Genomic DNA, 17,402 nt, shown 5'->3' on the forward strand with positions numbered 1-17,402 from the left:
CGAGATGTACGAGATACCGGTGAGGTCGATCAGGACCACGGTTCCCTGCCCGATGAACGGCAGCAGCTGGGACTGCAGTCCGCCGGAGGTGGTGGAGTTGATCTCGCCCTCCAGGGCGACGACGGTGGCACCGGGGAGCACCTGCGAGCTGACCTTGACGGTCATCCCGTCACCTCCGTGCGGGAGTTGGGCGCGAGGCGGACCCTGACCTTGACCCGGCCCGAGGTCTCGGGCAGGAGCACGGTCAGGGCCTGCGCGTTGAAATCGGTGTGCTCCTCGCCGTCGACCTCCACGGCCGCGATGCGGACCGTTCCGGCCGGCAGCAGGTCGGGAGCGACCCGCAGGATGCGGTCCTCGATCAGGGCGGGGTCGGGCTTGAACCAGAAGTCCATCGCCTTGCCGCCCGCGAGCAGGTTGTTGTAGACGGCTGCCAGGTAGCACAGCTCGGCGGAGTGGTACATCGACATCGAGTGGCTGCCCTTGAGGCGCTCGACACCGAGAAGGTAGGGTAGGCCGTTGGCCATGGTGTTGAAGTAGACGGCGCCCTCGTCGTGGTCGAGGAAGAACGCGTTGTAGAACGACTGGGCGTCGCGCGCCTCGGAGCGGAAGTCCACCCGCCCGGTGATTCCGTGCAGGATCAGATAGGCGAGGATCGCCTGCTCCTGCTGCCACCATGCCTTGCGGTCGTGCCAGGCGAAGCGGAACCTTTCCTCGCCGTCCACCTTGATGCGTTCCACCACGTCGTACCAGCCGCCCCGCTGGCGGTCGCTGCCGACCTCGGGCATGGACTCGCCCAGGGAGAGGGCCGTCTGGAGATAGACGTCCTTGGGGCGCAGGGCGTTCATGCGCATCAGGTTCCAGGCGATCTTCAGGTTGTGCCCGACGACCGCGCGGTTCTGCTGCCATCCGTGGGTGGTGTCGGGCGACCAGTCCTTGTGGAACCGTTCCTGCACGAACGGGCTGTTCTTGAGGTCGGGGAAGTGCTCGACGATCGTGTCGAAGGTGTACTCCAGCATGTCGGCGTACTTCCGTTCGCCGGTTGCCAGGTACAGGTTGATCAGATACGCGGGCGCGTGGTCACCGACCGAGTTCCAGTTCTTCCGCCCCTCGTTGGGGCCGAGCGAGGAGTGGTGGGGGCTGAGCAGGATCGGGTCGATGTGCGAGAAGTAGCCGCCCTCTTCGGGGTCCAGGTAGAAGCGGTCGAAGAGCCTGATGGTGGCGTCCGCGTCCGCCTTGATCCGGGGGTCGCCGGTGATCCGGTAGGTCTGCACGGGCCCGGCCAGCGCGTAGATCTGCTCATAGGCGGGAAGCGCGTCGTAGTCGTCGGAGAACTCGGACGTGAACAGCTTCTTCTCGATGTCGCCGTCGACCTTGAGGCCGTGGTACCAGTACACGACGTTCTCGTCCGTGTCCACGAACCGCATGTGCTCGCGCAGGTACTCGGTGCCGCGCTCGGCGACCTCGAGGTACTCGTCGTCACCGGTGAGCAGGAAGGCGGAGGCCATGCCGTAGACGAGCCGCGAGATGGTGTCCGTCTCCTGCACGTGGCTGGCGGTCTTGTCGCCGCCGAGCCGGATCTCCGTGCGGTAGGCACCGAAGTCGACGGGTCCGTCACCGAACTGGGCCTTGCGGTAGAAGCCGGCTATCTCCTTGATCTGCCGGATCCACCAGCCGGCCTCCTCGAAGCGGAAGTCTTCCGGGTCACGCCCCATGAAGATCAGCCGCTTCGCCTCGAAGCGCAGCGTCTCGCTGTGCGGGTAGAAGATGCCGTGGGCGAGGACGAAGGCGCCCTCGGTGAGCAGCTCGTCGATGTGGCTGGTGGCGTCCTGATAGGGCTCACCCAGATTGTGCAGCAGCTCGGCGCTGGGACCACCGTCGAGGCTGACCTCGAAGGACCGGCCGTCGGCGGTGACCACGGAGAAGGCACGGGCCTCGCGGTCGAAGCCCGCCACGCGCCCCGCGACGGTGTCCGAGAAGGTGAAGTCGACGTTCCTGGCACTCTCTGACATGGCTGTCACACACCTCGCAGTACGAGTTCGTCGATGATGGTCCTGGCGAACAGATGGCAGTGGTCGCCGGTGCGGGCGGTCACCAGGTCCCCGTCGACGACGACGTCCTGGTCGACGTAGTGGGCGCCCATGTTCCGTACGTCGCCCAGGAGGTTGTTGTGGCAGACCACCTTGCGTCCGCGCACGACGTACGGAATCGACGAGGCCAGCCACATGCCGTGGCAGATGATCCCCTTGACCACGCCCGACCGGGCGAAGGCCCGGCGCAACAGGTCGGTGGCGGGGGCGAGTTGTTCGACGTCCTCGGTGTAGCGCAGCCGGTCGGCGACCATCCCGGAAGGCACGATCAGCGCGCTGTACTCGCGCAGCCTCCGGTCGTTCAGATCCTCCAGACTGCGTGTCACCGTCAGTGGGGCCCGGTACTCATGGCCGGTGAAGGTGATCGACTTGTTGCCCCACATCCTGGTGACGAAGTCGACCTGCGCGCCTTCCTCGGCGAACCGGCGCTGGTAGTAGGCGATTTCGGGCTCGTAGAAGTCGCTCTCTGTCAGGATCGCGATCTTCCGCCCGCTGAGCACCCCGTCACGGGACGGTACGTCAGCCACGGTCTCCCCCTTCGGTGGTCCGCAGATCGATGAGAAACGGCTTGTCGTCCGCGAGCATCCGCTTGACCGCCTGGTCGACCTGACTGTGGTCGTCGACCCGCAGGGCCTCGACTCCGAATCCCTCGGCGATCTGCGCGAAACCCAGATCGGGGTGGGAGAGATCGAACGGCGTCGGGTACGCGTGCGGTGCGACGTCCCGCTCCCGCCAGTACTGATCGATGTTGTTGTCGAGCAGCTTGTAGCTGCGGTTGTTGCAGACGACGAACTTTGCTCCGATGCCGTGCCGTACGGCCGTGTAGAGCGCCTGGAAGGTGTACATGGATCCGCCGTCGCCGGTGAAGCCGATCACGGTCTTGTCCGGGTGGGCCAGCTTGATCCCCATCGCTCCGGGGATGCCGACACCGAGCGAACCTCCGCGCGTCGAGAACCAGTGGCCCGGCCGGCGGCCCGGCAGGTGGGCGGCGAGCGCACCGGAGGCGGTCAGCGCCTCGTCGAAGATCATCACGTCGTCGGGGACCTGGGCGGCCAGTTCCCGCAGGAAGGCGTGGAGCAGCGACCCGTCGTCCGCCACCTCGGTGGGCAGCTCCGCGCGGCGGGCCTGGAGACGTTCGGATGCCGCCACCTGGTCGAGCTCGGAGAGCTTGTGGACCAGGTGCGCGGAGAGCGCGGAGAGCGTCTCCTTCGGATCGGCGACCAGACCCAGGGTGACCGGGTGGTTCTTGGCTATCTCGTAGTCGTCGAGATCGATGTGAACGATGCGGGCGTCCGCACGGAAGGGATCACCGGTGTCCGGGAAGACCTCCGGGAAGGTGTACGTGCCGACGATCAGGACCGCGTCCGCGTCCTTGACCGCGGCCGTACTGACGGCGCCGAACATGTGGCCCAGGTCGCCCTGGTAGAGCGGGTGCCTGACGTCCAGGTTCACCTCGGAGTAGTTGACGCCGTAGATGTCGGCGCCCAGCTGCTCGGCCACCCGTACCAGTTCCTCCTGGGCGCCGGATGCCGAGACGCCGTCGCCCACGAGGACGACCGGCCTCTCGGCACCGGTCAGCAACCGCGCTGCCTGCTCCACGAGCGTGTCGGCCGGGACGCTGCGGGTACTGGGCGCGGACGTCGGCACGATCTGCTCGGTGTTGAGGGCGTCGAGCACATCGAGAGGAAGCGCCACGAAGACCGGGCCCATCGGAGGCGTCATCGCCAGCTTCATCGCCCGCCGCAGCACCCGCAGCACCGAGCGCGGGTCGGTGACCCGGGTCGCGTACTTGGTCACGGGCTTCGCCATGGCTACCAGGTCGACGGCCATCTGGGCGTCCATGGACTCGTACCGGACGCCCGACTCACCCGCGATCGTCAGGATCGGCGAGTGACCGCGCTTGGCCTGGTAGAGCATGCCGATGGCGTTGCCGAGACCCACCCCGCTGTGCAGCTGCAGGAGTGCGGGCCGGCCCGTGGCTCGGGCGTAGCCGTCCGCGATTCCCACCGCGACGGTCTCCTGCAGGGTCAGGATGTACTGAAGGTCGCCGTAGTCCTCCAGCGCGTCCAGTAATCCCTGCTCGACCGTTCCTGGATTGCCGAACATGAAGGGAATTCCGTCGGCGATGAACTGCTCGATGATCGCCGCATTGCCCTGCCTGGCCATCTCTGCCTTCTCTCGACTTTTCAATCGCTGCAGCGCATTACCAACCGAAGCGGCGCAGGCCGTCCTCGAGCACCTCGACGACCTTTTCCCCGGTCAGATAGGAATCCGGCGTCGAACGCCCGGTGATGAACGGGTAGTCCACGATCACGGAGGTCTCTTTGCCGAAGTTCCCGATATAACGGCCCTCGGGCCCCGTGGCGTCGCGCAGGATGTACTCCAGCGGGTAGGGCGGCGGACCGATCACGAAGTCGGTGCCGAGGAACCCGGTCCCGTCCTTGTAGTCGTACTCCTTGCAGTGCCCCGTGACGTGCTTGCCCCAGATGATGGACTTGCGGTCCTCCCATTCGCGGGCGAAGGCGAGCGGCGCGACGCCGTAGCACTCGGCCGCGATCGGCTTGTCGGCGCGCAGGAAGGACAGGATGATCTGGTGCACCCGCTCGTTGTTGGCGAGGTCCACGACCGGGCCGGAGCCACCGACGATGAGCAGCGCGTCGTAGTCGTCGAGCTCCTGGGCCACCGCGTCGACCGCCCGGTGGTAGGCCTCCAGCTTGCGCAGGTAGTCGTCGTCCGCCGTGTAGGGGCGCTCCGGGATCCAGCTGCGGATGTCGATCGGGTTGTCCAGGCGCCTGGAGGCGTCGACCTCCTGGGTGAGCTTCGCGACCTCCTCGGAGGTGACCGAGCGGCCAAGCGGCGGGTCGACGTACTCGGGGTCCATCGACGGCGGCAGCGCGTGCGCGCGCTTCCCGGTCGGGGTGGCGAACTCCACCTCGTAGCCCCGCTGGTCGAAGTGGTGCAGCGGCCCCACGAGCTCTTCGCCCCAGTAGCCGTACTCCGACAGGATCACGAGGATCTTCTTGGCGTTCTTCCTGGTCACGCCGGCTCCTTCGGTAGTCGGTTCGGGATGGGTGGCCGGGCGCCGCGACGGAAGGGGGCGGCGCCTCAGCCACCGGATCAGGGGGATCAGCGGGCCTGCGGGCCGATGATCCAGTTCTCCTTCGCCGCGAGGGAGAAGACGTACTTCTCGTCGACGATCTCGTCGCGCGCGGCCTTCACCTGCTCGGTGAAGTAGGGCGAGCGCAGCACTTCCTCCAGCGCGTTCACGTCGTCGAACCACAGCTGCTCGACACTGTCGAACGCCGCTTCGCCGAAGACGTAGGCGCCGTCCACGGTGTGGGCGTGCAGATAGCGCCGCAGCCCTGGGATTCCCTTGACGACCGAGGCGTACGAGTCGAGGGTCTGCTTGCGGTAGTCGTCGAGGGACAGGCCCGGCCGCCGCTTCTGCAGCACGGTGAGCTTGACCCACTCCTGCCCCCTGGCCGGCGGCGGGCCGGGAACGATCTCGTGGGCGGTGGTGTCGACGACGATGGTCTGCCAGAACGCGGCCCAGTTGGGCTCGTCCAGGCGGGCACCCTGCAGGAACTCCTCGGTCTGCAGCGAGGCCAACTGCTCTTCCCCGTTGGCCAGGAAGATCTCCGCGATGCCCTGGTGGGGCAGCGCCGGCTCACCCAGGTTTCCCTCGATGCCCACGACCGTATCGACCATGTACTTGCGGATCTGCGGAATCTTCGATGCGTACTGCACCGCGTGGACATTAACCCAGTAGTCCTGGAATTCCTGTGCGGTCATGCCCGGCTTGGGCGCCGCCAGAATGAACTGGTGGATCATCGGTTTCTCCTTTGGACGGGCCCATTCATCATGTCCAGCCGTCATCGGGATGAGCAAGGAAGGGAAATCGACTTCCTGAGATTTCGAACCAAAGGCGTCACCGTGGTCAGTCCGCCCGCAACTCCGGTGGGTAGAGAAAGTAGTTGGCCGCGGAGGCGGCCTGCGCCCCTTCCTGCACCGCCGCCGAAACCTGATGGGAGTGCGGCGCCGTGATGTCTCCCGCCGCATACACACCGGGGACCGATGTGTGCTGCTCCATGTCCACATCCACATAGCCCTGCGCATTGAGCCGGACACCGAGACCGCGCGCCACCGCCACCTCCGGTGTGGCCCCCTGGATGGAGAACAGGGCGTCCAGCAGGAGGCGTTCACCCGCCCGCGTCACGATGGCCGACAGCTGACCGTCCGTACCCTCGGCCTCCTTGATGCGGTCGTGCACGATCGGCACGCCCGCAGCGCCGAGCCGGCGTCCGAAGCGCGGACTGATGTCGTTACTCCGGCTGTTGGTGAGCAGCTGGACCCGTTCGGTGAGGCTGTGCAACTGCATGGCCTCACCCGCGGCGGCATCGGTGTGTCCCACGACGAGGATGCGACGGCCACGGTTCTCGTAGCCGTCGCAGGCGATGCACCAGAACATCGAACGGCCCACGTACGTCTTCCAGCCCGGGAAGTGCGGGAAGTGGTCGAGCACACCGGTGGCGAGGACCACCGTCCTGGCCCGCCACACATGGCCCTGCGCCTGGACGGTGAAACCCCGCCGTGCATCGCCCAGCACACCCGTCACGCGGTGGGCGGCGAAGCAGACGTGCGGGTAGTGGGCCAACTGGCGCCGCCCCAGGGCACGCAGTTCCGTGGTGGCGATGCCGTCGGGGAACCCGAGGTAATTGCGGTTGGTCTGGTGATGGGTCGAGCGCCCTTGTCCCGTGTCGAAGACCAGCACCCGGCGTCCGTAGCGCGCCAGCTGAAGCGCGGCTGACAGACCGGCGGGGCCGCCTCCGACCACCGCTACGTCCGTGCTGTCCAGGTCGTTCGCGTCTGTGGTCACGCGGACTCAGCCCACGAACCGGCTGCCGTGCGCGAGCCGGCGCACCGCGGCCAGCGGTATGGGCAGCCACTCCGGGCGGTTACGGGCCTCGTAGAGCGCCTCGTACACCGCCTTGTCGGCCTCGAACGCCCGGAGGAGCACAGGGCTCGTGCGCGGATCCTGGCCACCTGCCCGGGTGTAACCGGCGCAGAAGGCACGCCTGCTGTGGACGGCCCAGGCCGAGGCCCTGCGTGCCAGGCGCGTGCCACGCGGATCGCCGGTGGCCTGCTTCCCGGGCGGGACGCCGAGGATCTCGCCGAGCGCGTGGTGCGCCGCGTAGTCGAAGGACCGCAGCATGGCGGCGACATCGCGGACCGTCGGCTGGGGCCGGCGCCGTTCCTCGAAGGGATGTCCTGGTTCGCCCTCGAAGTCGATCAGGACCCATCCGTCCGCGGCCCGCAGCACCTGTCCCAGATGGAGGTCACCGTGGATGCGCTGGACCGGCAGCGGGTTACCGCGCCTCACCACCTCGCGCAGGTCCTGATACGCCGTGTGCAGCCCGCGCGCGTAGGGAATGAGGTCGGGCACCTCGACGAGGGCGTCGTCGAGCCGGGCCACGAGGGCGTCGGTCAGCTCCACGACCTGGGCCAGGCTCAGGGTCCGGGTCTCCAACTGCTGTGCGAGCGCCATGTGCACCCGTGCCGTGGCCTGCCCCAGGGCGAACGCGTCGTCCGAGAACCCTCCCACCGGCGCGACGGACGCACACTCTCCACGGATGCACGCTTCCGCCTCCGCCGTGGCGATGGTCCAGCCGTCCCCGCGGGAGGGCACGAACTCCTGGAGGATGCCCAACACGGCCGGCTCCGCGCCGTGGCGCCCGGCGCTCTGGGCCCAGGCCAGCGGCGCCGCGCTCGGCACGTCGCCGGCCCGCTCCAGCGCGGCCAGCATCTCCAGCTCGGTATTGGCGCCCGGCATGATGCGTCGCAGCACCTTGAGCATCATCCGGTCGCCGAAGACGACCGACGTATTGGACTGCTCCCCGGTGAGTGGTCTGGCCCGCAGTCCCGCCGGGATCACCGCCCCGGGGACGTGGTGGTACTCGAGCACTCCGCACGGCTCGGCCGCGACGAAGCGGTCGAGCAGCCCGGACAGCAGACCGGGGTCGACGCTCGCCTCGTAGAGCGTCGTCCGCCGCCCGTCCGACAGAGGGACGCTGCCGATGACGGCGTCGGCGGAGACTCCCGTACGGGCATCGGCCGGGCCGGGCACGGCACCGACGAGGAGCTGGTAACACTCTCCGTCGCCGGTCCGGAACACGGCCTGCACCAGCGTGGGAGGGCCGGGTACGACGACCTCCGCGAGGACGGGCCGGACCTCCAGGACGCCATGGCCCTTACCGGCGTACCAGCGTTGGCCGGGCAGCCAGGCCGGCAGGAGCCGGCACAGCTCGTCGACCATCAGGTCCAGGTCCTCGGCGAGCAGCCCGTCCGAGTGCCGGGGCGCCAGGGTGCGCCGACCGGTCCCGGTCATGCGGCGCTCACCTTCGTCCCGCGTGCCGGGGCGAGCGGAAGACGCTCCGTGGGCGGGAACGGGTCCTGCGCGCGCGACGGCGAGAGCACCGTGACGGCATGCGCCAGGGACACCATCGTCATGTGGTGGTGCCAACCGCGGTACGAGCGGCCCTCGAAATCGCGGATACCGAGGGCGTCGCCGACCTCCTCCAGGTCGCGCTCCACACGCCGCGAGAGCATCGCGGTGCGGTACACGGTGCCGAGCTGCGACTGCGCGAGGTTGGAGAGCCAGAATTCGCTCGGGGACCGTCGGCCGGGGTCCGTCCAGGCTGCGAGCAGCACGAGGTCGAGGCGTTCCGACAGCCCTTGGGCGACGGAGCCCTTGCGCAGGGCGACGCGGGCAGCGCCCACCGAGGTGGCACGCATCGTTTCGGTCGCGTGGTCGAACCATTCCACCGGCATCCGCTGCTTGTGCAGCAGGGAGAGCAGGCCGGCCGAGCCCACCCATTCCTCCGCCCTGTCGATGGGCCCCGACGCGGGCCGCGGGCCGGGAGGCGACGGTGTGATGGAGGACGGGTCGACGCGGACGACGAACGGGATCTGACGAGCGACCAGATCCGCGCACACCGGATGAGGTGCCGTCTCCCGCAGATCCATCACCACCGGTCGGCCACGCAGACCCCACTCCCGCGACATCTTGCTCACCGAGTCGACTGCGCACTGCTCGGGCGGACACGACCCGACATGGGTGGGTATGGAGGCACGGCGGCGCATGTCCTCCTGGTCGGTCCAGCACTCGGGCAGCGCCAGTTGCCAGTCCACGGGGCAGCTTCCCCGGTCCCAGGCGAGCCAGACGCTCATCGCCTGCTGGCAGTTGACGACCCGTCCGATCTGCGAGACCCACTGACGCTCCACGCCGACCGAGTGCTGGCCCACCTTCGGGATCACGAGGGGCTGCACCACCCAGGCGCGGGGCTGCGCGCGCTCGATGAGCAGCCGCGCCAGATCACCACGCACCGGATCGACATTCCACGGCGACTTACTGATGAACTGGTACAGGCTCTGCTCCGCCCCGCTGCCCGCGCCATTGGCGAGAGCACGCATGGTCTTCTTTCCGCGGACCGCGAGCAGGCCGCGCACATACAGTTCTCCCCAGCGCCGCTGATCGCTTCGCGGAATGGAGCGCAGCGCCGAAAGGACCTCAGTGAATTCTTTCTGCGAAATATCGTAGGGAAGAGTCTGCTGGTCTTCTGCGGACACCGTTCACCCTCTCCATCAAGTACGTGAGCCACATCCCGGTAGCCACAGATCCGTGCTGCGGGACCCGCGGACCGACGAATTCGGGCAGGCCTCACAGCCGCGTGCCGGTAATCGGCAGGCGACGGCGCAGCATTCGCGGCCGAAGCCGAGAAGCGTGGGAGGGGACACGGGGCCGGCGGTCGGTGCGGAGCACCTCGCGCCTGCCCCGTGTCCCTGCCTGCCGGTGACGGGGGAACGAACCGGCAGGACTGGAGCGGGGCGAGCCGATCAGGGGCCCGCCCCGCCGTGCAGGGGGCGCTCAGGCGCCCGTCAGTGGACCGGTCCGAGGTAGGCGGGAACCCGGTCGGGGATCAGCTGGGCGAACAGCGGGGACCAGTCGGTGGGTTCCGCCCCGGGCTCGTTGTAGAGCTCGAAGGTCGTCCCGCCCGCAGCCGGCAGGCGCAGGGATTGCACGCAGGCCTCCGCCACCGACTTCCTCGAGACCCAGCCGTCACCGCGGTCGTGCTGCTCCAGGCGCACCCGGGAGCCCGCGACATCGCTGTCCGTCAGCCAGCTGGGACGTACGACGGTGTAGGGCAGCCCCGACGCCCGCACCTCGTCCTCGCCCCGCAGCCGCCAGTCGAGCAGCCGTCCGTAGGCATTCATCGGGTGCTCGCGGCGCGTCACGAAGATCTGGCTGACCAGCACCATGCGCGGGCGCTGTCCGCCGTCGGTGGCTGCCGCGAGCACGTTGCGCACCCCGTCGTAGACCGTGGTCTCGGGGCTGGACGGACCCGAATCGGCGGTGCCCGGCTCGACGGTGAAGACGATGCCTGAACATCCGCGCAGCGCGGGAACCAGCGTGTCCGTGTACCGCACGTCGGCACGGTGCTTCTCCACTCCGGACGGCAGCACCGCACGCTGCGGGTCGCGGCTGATCACTCGTACTTGATGGCCTTCCTGGAGCAGTCGGCGTGTGATGATCACGCCCGTCCGGCCGGCCCCTCCGATGACTGCAATGAGGCTTTGCATGGTCTCCTCCAGGGATGAGCGCCGTCACACCCAGCGCAGGATGTCGTCGGCGCGCCTGAGCTCGGTCTGTGCAGGTACGCCGGCCAGCGCCGGAACCCGTAGGCGGGGGTACACGGTGACCCCGCAGAATCGTGATCCCGGCCAGAGCACGGCGCCGTCGCCGATGGCCGAGAACTGCTCCAGCCGCAGTGGCCTGGCGCGCTCCGAGAGCACTTGGGCCATGGGGCCTATGTAGGTGTCGCTGATGTCGGCCCAGGAGCCGACCACTGCCGACTCCCCGACCGCCGAGCGGGTGAGGGTGGCCCCTTCACGGATCTCTGCTCCGTCGCCGACGTCCGTGTTCTCCAGGCGCACCCCGGGACCGATCTCGACGTCCCGGCCGATCCGGACGCCGGGACCGATGACGATCGAGCCGTCCTCGAGCTTCTGGGCCAGGGTGGTGCCGGTGACGTCGTCCTTCGTCTGCAGGCTGCTCTTGTGGATCCAGCCGCGCGGATCCGTCCGGTCGGGAGCCGCCATCAGACGGTTCATCTGTTCGTACGCGCCGTTGAGTACGAGCTGGACCGTTTGGAGGTAGTCCGGCACGTTGCCCATGTCGCCCAGGCGCCCGATGGTGTGGGTGGCCACCGGTACGCCTCGTTCGACGAGGTGGGGCAGGAGATCGCCACCCCAGTCGAGGCGCTGGTGGGACTGCCGGAAGAGCTCCGGCTCGCGGGCGAGCATCCGCAGCCGGCCGCAGTCCACCAGGTACATCCCCGCGTTGGTCGCCAGGGTCGCGGTCGGATCGTCGGCCGTTCGCGGGAAGAGCGCACGCAGTTCCCCGATGCCGGGCTTCTCCACGAAGCCCTGGACCAGGCCGCGTTCATCGGTCCGCATGACGCCGTACTTGCCGGCGATCTCCGCAGCGGTGCGGGCCACGGACGCGACCGTGACCACCGCGCCCTCGGCGCTGTGTGTCGCCTCCAGCGCCGCCAGGTCGAAGTCGAAGAGCGAGTCGACGGGCAGGACCAGCGCACGGCCCTGCAGGTCCCACTGCTCCAGGTTGTGCAGCGTGGCACCGGCCGACCCCACGTTGTACCGGTCGAACCGGGAGCGCGAGTACGTGATGTCGACCCCGAAGCGCTCGCCGTGACCCAGCAGAAGCTTGATCTGGTTGCGGTTCTCGAGGCCGTGGGTCACGACGTAGAACCGACGCACGCCCTGCGCCCGGCAGGCGTCCATCATCCACTCGACCAGGCGTCGTCCGACGAACGGGATGAGCGCCTTGCTCCTGATGTAGTCCGAGGATTTCAGAGTGATCGGTTTGGCCCGTTCTCCCCTGCCACCGGCCAGAATGATGCCAACTGTTTCCTCGTCACGAATCACGCCCACTGCCCCGCCCCCCGAGAATGTGAATGTTGCGTCCTATTCCAATTTCCGGTTCACCGGGCCGCCGTGCCGCTCCGCGCCGACGCACCAGTTCTCGTCGTCGTCGGATTCCGCAGGAGAAGCGGACACCCCGTGAACCGATATGACCGAAACCGGCTCCCGCTGCATTTCCGTCCTTTCCGTCGGACGGAAATGGCACCGCGCCTTTCCGCCTCAAGCAGCATGACTCGTAAAAGGCTGAAATCCACGGAAGGGTAGGCTCGGGATCGCGCATTGCAGGAAGCAGCAAGGGGGAAAAGTGTGTAGGGATGCGGACATAAGCCCACAACCGAACGTCGTACCTCTGTGCGAGCGAGGGCTGGATTGCTACCGCCGCACGCTGGCCGAAGGCCTCACGTCCACCGAAGTCCCGGACTGCCTCATCGAGTTGGGCCTGATGCGACGACAGGACGAAACGGGCAACCGCTGGGTCGCCGTACCGCCCGACATCGCGTCCCACGACCTCACCCGCCCGTTGGAACGCGCCATCCTGACCCAGCAGCACACGGTGGCGGGCATCTACGACGCGCTGTCCGCGGCCGAGGACGTGTACCGCACCCAACAGCGCACCTCGGCTGCGTCCGTACGTCTGTTGCACGGTGCTGATGTCATCTACGCGGCGCTCGAAAGGGCCTCGGAGGCCTGCCGCGAAGAGCTTCTGACAGCCCATCCCGGCGGGGCCCGTGACCCCGATGCCCTGGGCAAGACCCTCCCTCGTACGCTGCGGCTGAACAGCCGTGGCGTGCGGCAGCGCACGCTCTATCAGCACTCGGTGCGCACGCACGGCCCGACGCTCGCCTACATCGAGCGGGTGACGAGCGCCGGCGCCCAGGTGCGCACCCTCGACGAGGTCGTCAGCCGGTTCATCGTCTACGACCGCTCCATCGCCTTCATCCCGGACCCCCGCTACGACCAGCAGACGACCGCGTTGGCCGTTGAACATCCGGCCCTCATCCATTACTTCGTCACGGTCTTCGACCACGCCTGGCAGCGCGCCGAGCCGGTCACCATCGCCCAGGACCACAGCAGGCCCCCGCTGTTGACCGACGAGACCCGCCGGGCCGTGCTGCAGCTCATGATCAAAGGCCACACGGACGCGGGAATAGGCAAGCGCCTCGGCATCAGCAGCAGGACCGTGTCCCACCACATCAAGAAGGCGTCGGACATGGTGGGAAGCCGCAGCCGGGCCCATCTCGCCTTTCTGCTGGCCCGGTCCGATCTTCTGGAGCCCCCGCGCGGCGACTGATCCGGAAGCCGGCCCTGCCCGGAGCGGTCGTGTTCGACCGCCCCGGCACACCCTCATTGCCGCAGCCCCTTGACCGTCGAGAGCACCTGGTCGACGTCGGCGGCGAGTTCACCGCTCATCGACACCTCCAGGACGTGGCAGCCGAGCATCAGCCGGCTCAGCCGCTCCTGTACTCCGTCAGACCCTCGCTGCCCGCCGAGCACCACGAACCGGTCGTAGCGACGGACCAGTTCACCCGCCGCCGCGGCCAGATGGCTGTCGTCGAGGTACACCAGGTGCGCGTGCCCGGCGCCGGAGGACCGCTCCCGGACCGCCAGCGCGAGCCGGGTGGCGTCCTCACCGACCGAGACGATGCAGACCTGCGCGTCCTCGTGCGGCCCCGCGTCCTCGGTGATGTCCCAGACGACCGAGGGGATGTCTCCGTCACCGGCCCCCGCCCAGTCCGCTGCCACGTCGGCGGGTGCCCCTGCGCCGATGCGGATGTGGTACGGCCGCCCCGAACGTGCCGCACCCCGCACCACCGCCCTGATCTCGTGGACGCCGCTCGGCGCCGCGATCTGCACGCGTGGCGTGCGCAGCAGCCCTGCCGGATCGACGAGGGTATCCCTCACCACCACCGAGGCGCCCGCCTGCAGATACGCGAGAGTCAGCCGAGGCAGCCGCGCCGCTCCGATGTGCGTGCCCAGCCCGCACACGAACACCCTGAACCCGGCGCCGGCCAGCCCTTCCACCATGCTCACCATGGCGCTCTCCACGCTGCCCAGCTGGAAGAACCGGTCCGGGTGAGCCGTCTCGAACGGATGCCGGGCGCCGCTCGGCAGAGCCTCCACACACACCACCCGGCCGTCCTCGGCCCCGATCTTTGCCAGTTCCTCGCGGTAGATGTCCTCCGCGAGGATCGCTGGAGCTTCCATGGCGAAAACCTCTTTCAGGGAAGAAATAGAACGCTCTCTTTGTTTTTTTGGCAAAGAACTGCCCGTACGCCCGTCCGGACGAACCGCCACAGCCGTTCTAAGAGGTCATACGCCCTCGGTGACGATGCCGCGCCACACGAACGGCAACAGCCGCGACAAGGTACTTCCCGCACCGAGCCCCTCCGCCACGGGGGAGTCGCGGTACACCTCGACCGCAGTGAGGAGATACACCACCAGGTCCGCCGCCGCGACGGGGCGGGCGTCCTGATGCAGCTCTCCCGCCCCGTCCGCCTCCCGCAACAGCCGGCGAAGTGCAGGAACCCAGGCTCGATGCCAGCCCGGCACCGCCTCCGGCCGCTCACGCTCCAGCAGCGCCGCCGCTCTCACGATCACGCTCTCGTCGAGCAGATCGGCAAGGCACTGCAGCAGAGCAATCGCGGCCCCCAGCGGAGAGGAGTGATCCGCCGACACGCCCGCGGTCCGCTCACGAGTGATGGCCGACGCCTCCCGCACGACGCCTTCGGCGAGGGCGCGCTTGGTGGAGAAGTGAAAGGTCAAGGCACCCATGGAGACCTTGGCCGACGCGCTGATCGCGGACAGAGTGGATCCGTCGTAGCCGTTCGCGTCCATATCTGCGGCGGCAGCGGCGATCAACGCCTCGCGCGTGCGTGTGGCTCGACTCTGAGTCGCCATGCACCCGCACCTCCCAAGACCCGGCACTGTTCGACCCTTACCTGAAGGACGATAGCCGGGCCACAGCCCGAAAGCAAAGCGATCGTTCTATTTATTTTTGCCGACCTTCGTCGACCACTGGGCGAGCGAGGAGCGTGGGGGTTGCGGTAACCCGGCACGGCCGCGACACGTGTGACGGGCACCTCCGCCGAGGTGCTTCAAGAGGTGCTGCAAGGAGTGCAGGACACAAGCACGTTGCCACCCCGCCGCCTGCACGGCCGCGTTCAAGAAGCTCCTCGGCCGACCGCCAACGGCCTACCGGGGCCCCGACATTCCTGGCACATAGGTACGTCGCCACCGGTCGGCGTCCGGTTCCGGACTACGGAACGGCCACGGGACGGCCTGGCCGGGGTGGGCCGTGAACGTCGTGGAGATCCCGACGACGTGATTCAGGCCGCGGGCCCGGACAGCGCACAGGGCCCGAACCGGCCGGCCGGGTGCGGCTGGGTGCTTCAGTCGGCGAGTTGAGCACCTGGGACGGCACCTCTTGTGCTCCTGCGCCGGGTATCGCTGTGCCGTCGAGGCTCCGTGTCAGCGCGGGGTGAGGACGCAGAACTCGTTGCCCTCCGGGTCGGCCAGGACTGTCCATGGCACGTCGCCCTGGCCGAGGTCGACGTCGGTGGCGCCGAGAGCCCGCAGCCGGTCCGCCTCCGCCGCTTGATCGTCGCCGGGGTACGGGCAGAGGTCGAGATGGGTGCGGTTCTTCACGGTCTTCGCGTCGGGTGTGCGGAGGAACTCCAGATACGGGCCGACACCCTTGGCGGAGCGCAGCACCGCCTGATCGTCGGTCACCTCGTGCAGGGTCCAGTCCATCGCCTCGCCCCAGAACCGGGCCGAACAGAGATCGACTCGCTCGCCAACCACAGTGCTCGACCCACGAACTGAAGTGCGCGGTCACATCGGGCCCGAGCCGTGACACACATCGAGCCGGGGTGTCATCCGGCGTGCGTATCCCCGTCCCCACGCCGGCCCCCACGCCCGTGCTCGGTGAGAACCTCATGGATCACGTGTCGTGCGATGGCTGCCATGACCGGGTTCGTGTCCCGGTAGTACCGCAGTTCGCTGAGCGCGGTCGACAACGCCCAGCCACGGCCTCGCGCCCAGGCCCCGTCATCGGCCCCCAGAGCAGCGCGGAAGACTCCACGCGCCTCGGCCGGCAGCACGTACCACGCCGCGATCAGGTCGACGGCAGGATCACCCAGACCCAGGCACCCGAAGTCGATGACAGCGCTGAGCCGCCCCTCGACCACCAGCAGATTCCCCGGTTGCAGGTCCGAGTGGATCCAGACCTTCGGGCCGGGCCGTACGGACCCCTGGAGGCCTGCCTCCCACACGGCGGTCGCCGCGTCGGTGTCGACGATCTCGTGCAGCTCCGCGATCGCGCCGCGCGTCGAGGCATCCCGCGTCGCCAACGGCTCGCTGCGAAAGGAAGGAGATCCGTCCGCGGGATCGATCCGGTGCAACGCAGCACAGAATTCCGCCAAGTCCTGTGCCAGCAAGCCGGGTTCCGCGATACGCCCGACAGCTGGATTGACACCCTCGATCCAGCAGTAGACGGACCAGTGCCAGGGATAGCCCTCAGCGGGCATTCCCTTGCCCAGCGGCAGAGGAACGGCAACGGGAAGCTGCGGGGCAAGCCACGGCAGCCACCGGTGCTCCTTCTCCACATCGCTGGCAGCCCCGGCGATACGGGGGAGCCGCACGACCATGTCCGCCCCGAGCCGGTACATGGCATTGGATGTACCGGCGGAATCGACAAGCGTGACGGGAAGGCCCGCCCACTGCGGAAACTGCGCAGCGATCAGCCGACGCACCAGAGGAACATCGATGTCGAACTCCTCGGCATGCATCGTGCCCGTATGCATGAGGACCTTCCTGGACTGGACGACTCGGTACACCCTGCTTTCCGGGTCGAAATCGACGCACGGGCTGTCGCGCCCGGCTGACGGGTACTGGACCTCATCCCCTGACTGTGGCAGGACAGGCTGTGGTCCCGCTGAATCCGGCGGGACCACAATCATCGCACTTTGACCAGCTGGGCGGCGACCCAACGCGGCATAGCCCGGTCATGGCGCAGCCTTGAGTTGAGGGGGCACGCTCCACACGTACCGTCTTGCCGGGCTGTTAGCGGGCGGCACGCGGCCACTTTGGGAAGTGCGTACGGGCCCTGCGTACATCGTTCCCCTCAACGGGAACGATGTACGCACCGCTCACAGCAGGCGGCGCCCAGCACGCACTTCGTTCTGCTCCTCCAGAACGCTTCGATAGCACCCGCGATACCGACGTCACGCCCTGTACCGCGATGACGTGGGAAACGCCCATCGGATCCGGAGATTTCCCCTGGAGGGGAACCCGCCACGCCGAACTCGCCCTAAAACC

The 17,402-nt window shown here is 68.2% G+C and carries 14 protein-coding genes and 1 pseudogene; 1 reads left to right on the forward strand and 14 read right to left on the reverse strand.

All coding sequences use genetic code 11. The features are described from left to right. Positions 1-161: 161 nt before the first annotated feature. The 10 genes from NBY69_RS34910 to NBY69_RS34955 all read right to left on the reverse strand — a co-directional run bounded on the left by NBY69_RS34910 (position 162) and on the right by NBY69_RS34955 (position 12,095). The gene (locus tag NBY69_RS34910; RefSeq protein WP_250306224.1) at positions 162-2,009 is read right to left on the reverse strand and encodes an AGE family epimerase/isomerase; all 1,848 of its coding nucleotides are present in this window, start codon (positions 2,007-2,009) and stop codon (positions 162-164) included. Between the two features lie 5 nt (positions 2,010-2,014). Next, positions 2,015-2,614 (reverse strand): DJ-1/PfpI family protein, encoded by a 600-nt coding sequence (locus NBY69_RS34915; protein ID WP_250306225.1) that lies wholly within the window; start codon positions 2,612-2,614, stop codon positions 2,015-2,017. Continuing rightward, a complete protein-coding gene (locus NBY69_RS34920; protein WP_250306227.1) occupies positions 2,607-4,253 on the reverse strand; it encodes a thiamine pyrophosphate-binding protein in 1,647 nt (548 codons plus the stop codon). The genes NBY69_RS34915 and NBY69_RS34920 overlap by 8 nt, the downstream gene beginning before the upstream one ends. A 37-nt stretch (positions 4,254-4,290) precedes the next feature. After that, on the reverse strand, positions 4,291-5,127 hold the full coding sequence (locus NBY69_RS34925; RefSeq protein ID WP_250306228.1) for a type 1 glutamine amidotransferase domain-containing protein: 837 nt from the start codon (positions 5,125-5,127) through the stop codon (positions 4,291-4,293). Between the two features lie 86 nt (positions 5,128-5,213). Then, positions 5,214-5,918: an EthD domain-containing protein gene (locus NBY69_RS34930; RefSeq protein ID WP_250306229.1), complete on the reverse strand. Its 705-nt coding sequence runs from the start codon at positions 5,916-5,918 to the stop codon at positions 5,214-5,216. Positions 5,919-6,024: 106 nt separating this feature from the next. Further along, entirely contained in the window at positions 6,025-6,963 is a 939-nt protein-coding gene (locus tag NBY69_RS34935) for an NAD(P)/FAD-dependent oxidoreductase (protein WP_266646673.1), read from the reverse strand. A 6-nt stretch (positions 6,964-6,969) separates the two neighbouring features. Next, the gene (locus NBY69_RS34940; RefSeq protein WP_250306230.1) at positions 6,970-8,472 is read right to left on the reverse strand and encodes a maltokinase N-terminal cap-like domain-containing protein; all 1,503 of its coding nucleotides are present in this window, start codon (positions 8,470-8,472) and stop codon (positions 6,970-6,972) included. Continuing rightward, positions 8,469-9,713: a transposase gene (locus NBY69_RS34945; protein ID WP_266646678.1), complete on the reverse strand. Its 1,245-nt coding sequence runs from the start codon at positions 9,711-9,713 to the stop codon at positions 8,469-8,471. The genes NBY69_RS34940 and NBY69_RS34945 overlap by 4 nt, the downstream gene beginning before the upstream one ends. A 309-nt stretch (positions 9,714-10,022) precedes the next feature. Next, positions 10,023-10,724, reverse strand: a complete 702-nt coding sequence (locus NBY69_RS34950) for an SDR family oxidoreductase (protein ID WP_250306232.1) — start codon at positions 10,722-10,724, stop codon at positions 10,023-10,025. Between the two features lie 24 nt (positions 10,725-10,748). After that, positions 10,749-12,095 (reverse strand): sugar phosphate nucleotidyltransferase, encoded by a 1,347-nt coding sequence (locus tag NBY69_RS34955; RefSeq protein WP_250306234.1) that lies wholly within the window; start codon positions 12,093-12,095, stop codon positions 10,749-10,751. 433 nt (positions 12,096-12,528) lie between these two features. Between NBY69_RS34955 and NBY69_RS34960 the strand changes: the two genes are divergently transcribed. After that, the gene (locus tag NBY69_RS34960) at positions 12,529-13,377 is read left to right on the forward strand and encodes a helix-turn-helix transcriptional regulator (RefSeq protein ID WP_250306236.1); all 849 of its coding nucleotides are present in this window, start codon (positions 12,529-12,531) and stop codon (positions 13,375-13,377) included. A gap of 53 nt (positions 13,378-13,430) precedes the next feature. Here NBY69_RS34960 and NBY69_RS34965 read toward each other — a convergent pair whose 3' ends face one another. From NBY69_RS34965 to NBY69_RS34980, 4 genes and pseudogenes are all read right to left on the reverse strand, one after another. Further along, positions 13,431-14,291 (reverse strand): transketolase, encoded by an 861-nt coding sequence (locus NBY69_RS34965; protein WP_250306237.1) that lies wholly within the window; start codon positions 14,289-14,291, stop codon positions 13,431-13,433. 105 nt (positions 14,292-14,396) lie between these two features. Further along, the gene (locus NBY69_RS34970; RefSeq protein WP_250306238.1) at positions 14,397-14,984 is read right to left on the reverse strand and encodes a TetR/AcrR family transcriptional regulator; all 588 of its coding nucleotides are present in this window, start codon (positions 14,982-14,984) and stop codon (positions 14,397-14,399) included. A gap of 570 nt (positions 14,985-15,554) precedes the next feature. Further along, positions 15,555-15,857: pseudogene (locus tag NBY69_RS34975) on the reverse strand (VOC family protein); the annotation flags it as partial. A 101-nt stretch (positions 15,858-15,958) separates the two neighbouring features. Further along, on the reverse strand, positions 15,959-16,888 hold the full coding sequence (locus NBY69_RS34980) for an aminoglycoside phosphotransferase family protein (RefSeq protein ID WP_250306239.1): 930 nt from the start codon (positions 16,886-16,888) through the stop codon (positions 15,959-15,961). Positions 16,889-17,402: the final 514 nt, after the last annotated feature.

The sequence above is a fragment of the Streptomyces sp. A 4/2 genome (assembly GCF_940670765.1).
Classification (GTDB): Bacteria; Actinomycetota; Actinomycetes; order Streptomycetales; family Streptomycetaceae; genus Streptomyces.